Consider the following 11,059-nt stretch of genomic DNA (forward strand, 5'->3'; position numbering starts at 1 on the left):
AGAATACCATTCCGCATAGAGCATTACCCACTCAGCGAGAGTTAAAATGTTCGTAATCGCGGCGTGTTACCGCAGGTATAGTTGTTCACTTATTAGGTTGAGATTATGAGACTAGATAGATTTACCAGTAAATTTCAGCTCGCAATATCCGATGCTCAATCACTCGCATTGGGGCGAGATCATCAATATATAGAACCTGTCCATTTAATGACCGCCATGCTGAATCAGCAAGGTGGTTCAGTACGCCCGTTGCTTGATCAAGCTAACATTAATGTCAACGCACTTCGTTCTGCTTTGAGCCAGGCCATTGAACGCCTACCTCGAATCGAAGGCATTGGGGGCGATGTTCAATTAAGCAAAGACAGTGGTGTTCTGCTCAATCTTTGCGACAAGATAGCTCAACAGCGAAAAGATGAATATATAACGTCGGAAATCTTCGTGTTAGCTGCACTTGAAGACAAAGGACGATTGGGTGAAATTCTCAAGAGTTTGAATATCACCAAAGACGCCATTGAAGGTGCTATAGATGATATGCGTGGCGGACAGAAAGTGACGGATCCTAACGCTGAAGACGTACGTCAAGCCCTTGAGAAGTACACCACAGACTTAACCGAGCGAGCGGAGCAAGGCAAGCTTGACCCGGTAATTGGGCGTGATGACGAAATTCGTCGAACGGTGCAGGTGCTACAGCGCAGAACCAAAAACAACCCAGTCCTTATTGGTGAACCAGGTGTGGGAAAAACGGCCATTGTTGAAGGCTTAGCACAGCGCATCATTAACGGCGAAGTACCTGAAGGCCTAAAGAACAAGCGCGTTCTTGCCCTAGATATGGGGGCATTAGTCGCTGGTGCTAAATACCGCGGTGAGTTTGAAGAACGGTTAAAGGCTGTTCTTAACGAGCTAGCTAAAGAAGAGGGGCGCGTTATTTTATTCGTCGACGAACTGCACACCATGGTAGGTGCAGGGAAAGGCGATGGCGCAATGGACGCAGGGAATATGCTAAAACCAGCGCTGGCTCGCGGTGAACTTCACTGTGTGGGAGCAACCACGCTAGATGAATACCGTCAGTACATTGAAAAAGACGCGGCACTAGAGCGTCGTTTCCAAAAGGTATTGGTTGAAGAGCCAAGCGTAGAAGACACTATTGCTATTCTTCGAGGCTTGAAAGAGCGTTATGAGCTTCACCACTCGGTTGACATCACGGATCCTGCCATCGTTGCAGCGGCGAGTTTGTCACATCGTTATATTAGTGACCGTCAATTGCCGGATAAAGCCATTGACCTTATTGACGAGGCTGCATCTAGCATTCGTCTGCAAATAGACTCAAAGCCAGAAGATATGGACCGTTTGGAGCGCCGTATTATCCAGCTAAAGCTGGAAGAGCAAGCGCTTGCTAAAGAAACCGACGACGCTAGCCATAAACGCCTTGAAATGATTGAGTTAGAGCGTGAGCAAGCTGAAACTAAGTATGCAGAGCTAGAAAAAGTATGGCTAGATGAAAAAGATGCCATGCAAGGCACTCAGACTATTAAGGGAGAGCTAGAACAAGCAAAGCTAGATTTAGAAATTGCTCGCCGGGCATCTGATTTGAATCGCATGTCGGAACTTCAGTATGGTCGTATTCCTGAACTTGAAGCCAAGCTTGAGCAAGCGGCAGAAAATGAAACCCGTGAAACCACGTTGCTTAAAAATAAAGTAACGGACATCGAAATTGCTGATGTGCTCTCTCGTTGGACGGGGATACCTGTAGCGAGAATGCTAGAAGGCGAGCGCGAGAAGTTGTTGCGTATGGAAGATGTCCTTCATAAACGTGTAGTCGGGCAAGAAGAAGCCGTTGAGGCTGTTTCAAACGCCATCCGCCGTTCACGTGCGGGGCTTGCCGATCCAAACCGTCCCATTGGCTCATTCTTATTCCTTGGCCCAACGGGTGTAGGTAAAACTGAATTGTGCAAAGCTTTGGCCGGCTTTATGTTTGATACTGAAGATGCCATGGTGCGTATCGATATGTCAGAGTTTATGGAAAAACACTCGGTGGCGCGTTTAGTGGGCGCACCTCCTGGCTATGTTGGTTATGAAGAAGGTGGTTACTTAACCGAAGCGGTTCGCCGCAAGCCTTATTCAGTAATTTTGTTAGATGAAGTTGAGAAGGCACATCCTGATGTATTCAACATTCTACTTCAGGTGCTGGATGACGGCAGACTGACTGATGGGCAAGGCCGCACCGTAGATTTCAAAAATACGGTTGTGATCATGACATCTAATTTAGGTTCAGACATCATTCAAGATAAACACAACGAAAGTCAGTATGACGATATGAAAGCATCGGTAATGAGCGTGGTGGGGCAGCATTTCAGGCCCGAGTTCATCAATCGTGTGGATGACATTGTGGTATTCCATCCATTAGGCAAAGAGCAAATTAAGTCTATTGCTAAAATTCAGCTTGCCTCGTTGCGTGCAAGACTTGCTGAAAAAGGGTACAAACTGACCTTGTCTGCCGCAGCCATGGACAAGTTAGCCGATGCAGGTTTCGACCCTGTGTTTGGCGCGCGTCCGCTTAAGCGAGCGATTCAAGTGCAAGTGGAAAATCCACTCGCCCAGCAATTGCTAGCGGGTGAGCTATTGCCCGAGTCCACCATTCGCATTGATGCTGACGAAAGCGGACTATTTGTAGTAAGCGGTTAATCAGCAAACCAAATCTTGAAGTCAAAGGCACTGGAAACAGTGCCTTTTTTGTTGCTTTATTATTGCCTTGGCACTGTCTTTTCCTTTAGTTTACTCTGCTAGAGTAATTTCAGCGTGAGTGTTAGGAGTCATACATGGAAACAGCCCCAATTATTAACGCATTTAAACGCGTACTCGGGGAAAGCAATCTTGCCATTGGAGACCGCCAAACTGAGCACTATCGAAAAGGATGGCGCTCGGGCGAAGGTGAGGCATTGGCCGTACTGTTTCCAACCACGCTCATGCAATATTGGGAAGTGCTTAAGGTCTGTGTTGAATTTAACTGCATCATCATTATGCAGGCTGCGAAAACCGGGCTGACTGAAGGTTCGACACCAAGCGGTGACGATTATGATAGACCGGTAATAGTAATTAACACCCTAGCCATGGACGATATCGTCCTAATAAACGATGGTAGGCAGGTGTTGAGTTTTCCAGGGGCAACCTTGTTTAAGTTGGAAAAAATGTTGAAGCCACTAGGGCGCGCGCCACATTCGGTGATTGGGTCTTCGTGTTTAGGGGCGTCTATCGTTGGTGGCGTAGCAAACAATTCAGGTGGGGCGCTTGTCAAAAGAGGGCCTGCGTACACAGAGCTATCCTTATTTGCTCAAATAGATGAAAACGGCGAGCTAAATCTGGTTAATCATTTAGGTGTAGACCTAGGTGATACCGCTGAAGAAATTATCGGAAATCTTTCTTCCGGTAATTTTGAGAAATCCCTCCCAGAAACGATAAAGAAAGCGTCAGCCAGTGACTATGAAGAAATCGTTCGAGATGTAAACGCTGATACGCCGAGTCGCTTCAATGCCGATCCAACAAGGCTTTATGAAGCCAGTGGCTGTGCAGGCAAAATCGCCGTTTTTGCCGTGCGCTTAGACACATTCGAAGTACCTAAAAAAGAACAAACCTTTTACATCGGCACGAACGATGCTGCTGTACTTACCCGCATCCGCAGAGATATTCTGTCAACGTTTGATAATGTTCCTGAAGTAGGTGAATACTTGCATAGAGAAATGTTTGATATTGCAGATAAGTATGGCAAAGATACGATATTAAGTATTGAACGTTTAGGCACTGATACACTACCTAAAATGTTTGCACTTAAAGGGCGGGTGGATGCTGTGCTCAACAAACTGCCTTTTATGCCTCGTTACCTAAGCGACAGAGTTATGCAGTTTGGGAGTAAACTTTTCTCTGACCAAATCCCTGCAAGTTTAAGAGCCTACCGCGACAAATACGAGCACCATCTTATCCTTAAAATGAGCGATGAAGGTATTGAGGAGGCTCGCAGGCTTATGTCTAAGCTGTTTAAGGAAGAGAAATTAGACGGAGACTACATTACTTGTAACGAAGAGGAAGCATCTAAAGCTTTTTTACTTCGCTTCGCAGCGGCAGGTGCCGCGGTGCGTTATCAAATGATGCATCACAAACAAGTCGGGGATATTTTAGCGTTAGATATTGCGTTGCGCCGCAATGACGAGTTTTGGGTAGAAAAGTTGCCTGAGCACATAGCCAAACATGTCGAAAAGCCACTTTATTACGGCCATTTCTTTTGCCATGTCTTCCATCAGGACTACATACTTAAAAAGGGCAGCGATGCCAAAAAAGTAAAGGCGGACATGTTGGCATTATTAGATAGTCGCGGCGCTAAATATCCTGCCGAGCATAACGTCGGGCATTTGTATGAAGCTGAGAGTAGGTTACAGCAGTTTTACAGAGAGCTAGACCCTACCAATACCTTTAATCCGGGCATTGGTAAGATGGAAAAGTACAAACGCAATTGTTCGTGCTGCCTTTAATCGTATGCGAGAGAGAGCCTTATAGGCTCTCTAATAATGCTCTAGCTTGTGGACGCCTAAAGAATGGGCGTTCTACATTTACTGCATACTCTAGCTCTTTCTTCGCTTCGTCAATTCTATTGAGTTTTGCAAGCGTGTAGCCAAGGTGGTAGCGAACGTTAGGGTCGTTAGCGTCCCTTGCGAAAGCGTCTCTAAGCATTTTAAGGCTACCCTCATAATCTCCCTGTAGCGCTTTAATATGCCCAAAAGTGTCGAGTATTTTTGATGAATTAGGCTGTAATTCATAAGCCTGTCGCGCATAGTTTTTCGCGGTAACTAAAGACTTTTCTATATGCATGATAGCTAAGCGGTTAAAGGCTTCGGCTGGGTTTAATAGATTGGGCTCTTCAACAAGCTCTTTGTATAGCGCTATCGATTCGTCAAACTCTTGAATAAAGAAAAGGTACTGTGCCAGAAGGTTTTTCGCGAGTAAATTGTTTTCATTTTCGCTCACCAATTTGCGGGCAGTATTTAAAAATACATCAACGAACTGTTCGTTCAATGCGTAGTTGTAGATCGCAACAAAGGCTTGTGCAAAAGAAGCGTCGACTTCTAGCGCTTTTTCAAAAGCGTTAATCGCACTTTCATCATTACCTTTATTCGCAGCTAATCTCCCTTTTAGAAAATGGTAAACCGGGTTTTGCTGCTGGTTTGCAGGAATTGTCGCTAACAACGACTGTGCTTTATCGTTTTTCTGTAAATCTAACAGTAAGCTTGTATAGCGCAGGGTAACAAATGTACTCGTGTTGGCTATGTCGTGTGCGCGAGCCATGGCGTTCAACGCGCCCTCGCTATCACCAATGTTTCGGGCTTGGTCGGCATAGGCAATTAATTTACCCGCGTCATCGTTAATAAAGTTTCTTACAATGCTTAGCGTTTTTTCCGCATCGGCACGCTGATTATTCCCTAACTGAAGCGCAGCTTTGCGAAGGAGGTAGTCAGCATTGTCGAAGTCATCTTTAATTAGCAGGTCTAAGTGATACAGGGCATTCTTAATGTCGCCTTCTTGCTGATACAAAGACGAAACACGCTCTCTAGCACCGCTATTCGACGGCGTAAGAGTTAGTAAATCGAGATAGATTTGCTTTGCTTCATCTACCTTGCCTGCTTTGGTCAGATTAAACGCTTTTAGCATCAGCGTTTCATTATGCTGCGGTGACAAAGTAAGAAGTTCTTCAATCAATTGATTAGAAGTTTCTACGTTGCCTAAGCGGCTTTCTGTAGCCGCCAAATTGAATTTTGCAGGAAAAAGGGTAGGGTTCTGTGTCAGCGCCTTTTCAATATTGGTTTTAGCTTCTTCTAACTGACCTTGTCTTATCAAGATGCCGGCTTTTAAGTTGTACACTTCAGCTTCGTCAGGATAAAGTTCACTTAGCAGGTTTGCGCCTTTTAAAGCATTATCAAACTGCTGGGCTTGTAAATTCATTAATGAATAAGTGAATAGAAAACCCGCGTTATCTTTGTAGGTCGGCAAATTCTTTTCAAGAATAGATAGCGCTTCGTCCTGCTTACCTCTGGCAGCCATTAATTTAATCTTGAAAAGCTGAAGCTTGTTCTCATTAGGGTATTTATATTCAAGATTTTGCAGTAGGCGTTCAGCCTTGAATGCTTTGTTTTGGCGAATAAATAAGTCACCCAGAAGCAGCGCTGAGTCAGGGTCTTCCATTAACGCATCCTGATGACGTTCAAGCAGCGCAAGCGCTTGTTTGTCTTGCTGTGTTGCCATATAGACTTGACTTAGCATTAATACTGCCTGCAGATCATCAGGCTCCTGCTGCAAGTAAGCATTAAAGTCCTTTGCGGCTGTTTCCATGTTGTTGTTAAAGAAATTCGTTAAACCACTTATATATAACAACATCGGCTGTGAGGTTATCAGCTCAGGGTCAAGCTGCGCCATGAAGTCGTTAAGTTCTTTTAGCTCTGCATTATCAATAGCTTGCTGGTTGTCTCTACTTTGTAGCCAGCTGTTGAGTAATATGGCTAGCGGATCGTTCGGCGTGTCCTCAATAATTTCATCAACGAATAGCTTCGCGGTATCGTAGTCTTTTGCTTCTAAGTACAAGTCTACAAGGTTACGTAGCGCAATAGGGTCGTCGCGGTTAAACGTTAGGGCTTTTTGTAAATGCGCGGTTGCTGCGTCAGTATCTCCCTGTCGATAAGCAAGCTGCCCCTTCAATCGCCATGTTATTGCGTTTTCTGGTTCTAACGACATGGCTTTATCGATAAGAGAATTTGCTTTAGATAAGTCTTCATTTTGAAGTGCAATTGAGGCTAAGCCGTTTATAGCTGGCACGAAGTTAGGTGTGCGTGAGACTATGGTGCTATAGTCGCGTAAGGCGCATTGCTCATCTTCCAGTCTAGTGCACGCAGTTGCACGAATCATTAACCACTCGCGCTCTGCCTCTCCCGACAGTTTGTTTAAATCGGCAAAATCGACAATCTCTTTATATCTGTTCAAGAACAGCCATGTATTGCCAAGCGGTTCTGCCAGAAGGTTAATGTCAGCACCCATCTCTAGCGCTTCTACAAACTCCATTTCGGCCGCGGTTAAATAGCCGTTTATAAGCAGTATTTCGCCCATGAGTATTTTTGCAGCTAGATTTTCAGGGTCTTTCTGTAAGCTGTTTTTAAGGTGGATATAGGCTTCGTCATATTCGTTTTGATTAAACGCAGTGAGTGCTTTTTCGTAATCTTCTGATGTAGTAGCAAAACTGTTGAAAGCGATTAACGATGAGGCAACTGCAGAGATAATAGCGCGATGTACAATTCGCTTTTTATTATTAAAAAAATCCATATAAACCTTCGAAACTTAGCCTAGCCACTGGCTTAAAAATAGCATAAAAAAAGGTGGCCTAAGCCACCTTCTAAAGATACGTGTTTTCTAAGCGTTTTTAAACCATTAAACGCGACGCTTACGTCTGTAAAGCACAAGACCTAAACCTAAGCTCATTAGTGCTAGGGCACCTGGTTCGCTGACTTCTGTTGGAGGCTGAGTCGTTTCTTTTTCTAACCCAATGGTAAGTGAAGATAGTTTAAAACCTACCTTATTGATAGAGCCGCTTACGCTTTGGTCGAACACAGTATTGTAGGCGCCAACAAGCCAATACTTAGCGGCGGTCAGATTCTTTGCGAATGAAGATTCGTAATAGTTTTCTGAATTTTTTGTATTGCTAATATCGTAATGGCCAAGTGCGCCAGCAAGTACAGTTTCATTTACATCTGACCACGTAAAGTCACTAGTGCCGGTAAATAAAGCGTTAGCTTTGTCATAGTCGAGGCCTGCAACAGTGACATCGTTTTTCTCGCCGCCATCGTAGTAATTTGCAGAGAAAGTACCGCCTGTTAAGACAACCTTTTTATCAAACGAAAGTAGAATCATGTCGAAGTCTCTACTTCCTCCTATCGACGTATTATCTATTGTGTGAGCATCGTAATAGTAATTGTTATTTTTAAAATCCCAATCAGAATTTCTTATTCCTAAGCCATACGCCTGTGTACCGTCTATACAATTATTGTAGTAATTAGCCAAGCAATTGGTGTGGCCATATATGGTAGCTTCTTTTACGCTGTCATCTTCGAAAGTTTCACTAACTGTGCCTGTATGATAGTTGTACGAGATGTTGCCACTACCTGTATCACTCCATGCAGAAACGGAAACTCTTACATTAATGCCGTCTATGAGTATGCCTTGAGACGCATCTGTGCTGTTATGGAAATGGGTAGTATTGTTATCGCCACTACCGCTTACCAGCGTGTAAGTGGCTTCTTCTAACGCTACATCGCTAGCATATACGTTTGCATTAAGCGGCAGGAATAAAAGGGGGATACTTAAAAACTGTTTCAATTTCATTTTTTGACCACAACTACTATGAAAACACTATATTCGTGTAAGCACTTAGTGTGCCAGTTTTTATGGTGCTGAATTTTAAAGGATATTTTAAGGTGAGTTCGGTCTTAGTAAAAAAAACTGACAGGTTGTACCACCTGTCAGTGATCTAAAGTCTAATTTTGTTAAATAAGTTTTTTGCGACGCCACATGACGAAGAGTGAGCAGGCCATGAGTAGGCCGATAGTTCCAGGTTCAGACACTTCGGTAGTATCTGGTGTATCCGCTGTTTCTGAAATAGAGAAACCGATATTGGCAAGTTTAAACGCGTCGTTACCTATTCTTCCGTCTGTTTCACCAAATACAGTGTTGTACGCACCCACCAACCAATATTGGGCCGACTCAGTGAACGTAAAGTCTGCGCGGTGATCTAAATATTCACAGCTTTCGATGTCAAACGATGCTGAGGTTAGTGCATCTGCAACTATATCACTCCACGTGTTTACACCAGAGGTTAATTTCGCCGTATTGCCAAGCGCTGCTACAGAGACTTGACTATCGTTACTATTGTATAGCCAAGAAAAGCTAGCGCCGGTAAGCGTTACCGCAGAATTGAACGATAGCAACACAAAATCATAATCCCGTTCTACGTTTGTGAATCTGTAGTAGTCCGAGTTATCGCTACCGCTGGAAAAGTAGTTAAGGTTATCAATGGCATGGTCTGCACTGCCACGGTAATTTGATTCATCATTATTGGTAACACCATAAGCCCATTTATCAGATATTTTCTCTAGCTTCGCGCCGACTACGGTTTCTCCTGTAATTCCCTGCGTATCAGAAAAGGCAGACATATTTATATTTAGTCCGTCTATTTGAACAATGGAATCATTTGTCGCGGAGTTCTGGGTTACTTTGTTATCTACTAAGTCATAATTGTATTCACCCAACGGTGAATTGCATACTTTGCTTCGTTCTGATGTTTGACTTGACGAGCCGCAGTGTGAATAACTCTGCTTGCTATAATAATAGGTGGCATATGCTGAATTTGCACTCAACGTGGATAGCAAAGCCGTAGAGACTAGTAATACAGACTTCAAAGAAAAGTGTTTTGGAAGTAATAGCATAATTGCTTTCCTATAAAAGAAGCGCTTTTCGCTTCTAGTACATACTAAGATAGCGTTGCACCTTTCTATTGGCGCACACTGAGTAAGTACCTGATTTCAACATGGACTTGTATGATATATGAACGGTGACCTATTTAAGGTATGTTGCCGTATACCTAGTTATTAGACTCAGCTGAAGGGATACGTTAGGCAACTGAGGCTTCTGGGGGCTGCTGCGAGTAATAGCGGCGATAGAATAGCGACTATTCTTTGCTTTATTAAAGCTGGGTAAAAATATTGATGCTAAGACACTGTATTTTTACTTTGCTATGCGTTCCTAGATATCTATGAAATAATTAACGCAATTGTATATGTAGAAGTATGAGGACATATGTCTGATCAAAAACGTAAAGGGATATACTTACTTCCCAACTTATTAACAACAGCAGGGTTGTTTTCTGGTTTCTTTGCTGTGGTTTCATCCATGAACGGAAGATTCGAGGCAGCCGCAGTAGCTATCTTTGTTGCTATGATTTTTGATGGCTTAGATGGTCGCGTGGCAAGAATGACAAATACACAAAGCGACTTCGGTGCTGAGTATGACTCAATGGCAGATATGGTTTCATTTGGAATGGCACCTGCACTTGTTGCTTATAACTGGGGGTTAACTGAGCTGGGCAAGTTAGGCTGGTTAGCAGCCTTTATATATGTAGCAGGTGCAGCGCTTCGCTTGGCCCGTTTTAATACACAAGTGGGTATTGCCGATAAACGTTTCTTCCAAGGTCTCGCAAGTCCTGCAGCAGCAGCTGTTGTTTCTGGCCTTGTATGGGTTGGTGTAGAATATGACGCCGTGGGTACTGATTACGGTTTTATTGTTGCTGCAGTAACTGGCTTAGCTGGTCTATTGATGGTCAGTAACTTTAAGTACAATTCTTTTAAAGAAGTTAATTGGCACGGTAAGGTTCCATTTGTAGGCCTTCTTTTAGTTCTCCTGATATTCGTTGTTGTAGCAACGGAACCCGCTTTAGTATTGTTCCTTGTTTTTGCACTATATGCGTTAGCTGGACCTATCAATACGTTTCGTACCGTCGAGAAAGTAACGTTAGACGATGTAGTGGGCGATCATGAAGAAGATGCAGACTTCAATGCCGATAAAAAGAAAAGCAATGAAAGTGTAGACAATAAGCAGGAATGATTACGTAGCAATAATCAGATTTCGTCGCTCAATAATAAAGAGGATATGCCTTTTTGAGCTGATAAAATAAGGATATTCAAGCTTAAACGCATGCTAAATGTGCGATTAGATTAAAAAGCGACCGAACAGTCGCTTTTTTTATATTTATTTAAAAAAGGGTGTTGACGATGTGTCAGGAATGCGTAGAATGCGCGCCTCCTCAACAGGGAACAGCAAAGCGCTAACAACTGATGAGGGTGTCAAAAACCAAGTTTAAAAATAAATAAACAAAAGTTGTTGACAAAAAAAAGATGCGCTGTAAGATACGCATCCGCTTCGGGAGAGGCAGCTAGCAAAAGCTAGTAACGTTCTTTAACAATTTAGACAAGACAATCTG

The 11,059-nt window shown here is 43.5% G+C and carries 6 protein-coding genes; 3 read left to right on the top strand and 3 right to left on the bottom strand.

Annotated features, from left to right (window positions below):
* The first annotated feature begins 105 nt into the window (after positions 1-105).
* Together clpB and dld are read left to right on the top strand one after the other, a co-directional pair.
* Entirely contained in the window at positions 106-2,682 is a 2,577-nt protein-coding gene (gene clpB / locus RJ41_RS03760) for an ATP-dependent chaperone ClpB (protein WP_039217096.1), read from the top strand.
* A gap of 134 nt (positions 2,683-2,816) precedes the next feature.
* Positions 2,817-4,520 carry a D-lactate dehydrogenase gene (dld, locus tag RJ41_RS03765; RefSeq protein WP_039217099.1) on the top strand — a complete coding sequence of 568 codons (1,704 nt, stop codon included), beginning with the start codon at positions 2,817-2,819 and terminating at the stop codon, positions 4,518-4,520.
* A gap of 19 nt (positions 4,521-4,539) precedes the next feature.
* Here dld and prsT read toward each other — a convergent pair whose 3' ends face one another.
* The 3 genes from prsT to xdp1 (RJ41_RS03780) form a co-directional block, all read right to left on the bottom strand.
* Positions 4,540-7,353 (bottom strand): XrtA/PEP-CTERM system TPR-repeat protein PrsT, encoded by a 2,814-nt coding sequence (prsT, locus tag RJ41_RS03770; RefSeq protein WP_039217103.1) that lies wholly within the window; start codon positions 7,351-7,353, stop codon positions 4,540-4,542.
* A gap of 105 nt (positions 7,354-7,458) precedes the next feature.
* The gene (xdp1, locus tag RJ41_RS03775; protein WP_052235390.1) at positions 7,459-8,409 is read right to left on the bottom strand and encodes an exosortase-dependent surface protein XDP1; all 951 of its coding nucleotides are present in this window, start codon (positions 8,407-8,409) and stop codon (positions 7,459-7,461) included.
* A gap of 161 nt (positions 8,410-8,570) precedes the next feature.
* Positions 8,571-9,509: an exosortase-dependent surface protein XDP1 gene (xdp1, locus tag RJ41_RS03780; RefSeq protein ID WP_039217106.1), complete on the bottom strand. Its 939-nt coding sequence runs from the start codon at positions 9,507-9,509 to the stop codon at positions 8,571-8,573.
* 370 nt (positions 9,510-9,879) lie between these two features.
* Between xdp1 (RJ41_RS03780) and pssA the strand changes: the two genes are divergently transcribed.
* On the top strand, positions 9,880-10,683 hold the full coding sequence (gene pssA / locus RJ41_RS03785; RefSeq protein WP_039217109.1) for a CDP-diacylglycerol--serine O-phosphatidyltransferase: 804 nt from the start codon (positions 9,880-9,882) through the stop codon (positions 10,681-10,683).
* Positions 10,684-11,059: the final 376 nt, after the last annotated feature.

The sequence above is a fragment of the Alteromonas marina genome, assembly GCF_000808575.1.
GTDB classification, from domain to species: Bacteria; Pseudomonadota; Gammaproteobacteria; order Enterobacterales; family Alteromonadaceae; genus Alteromonas; species Alteromonas marina_A.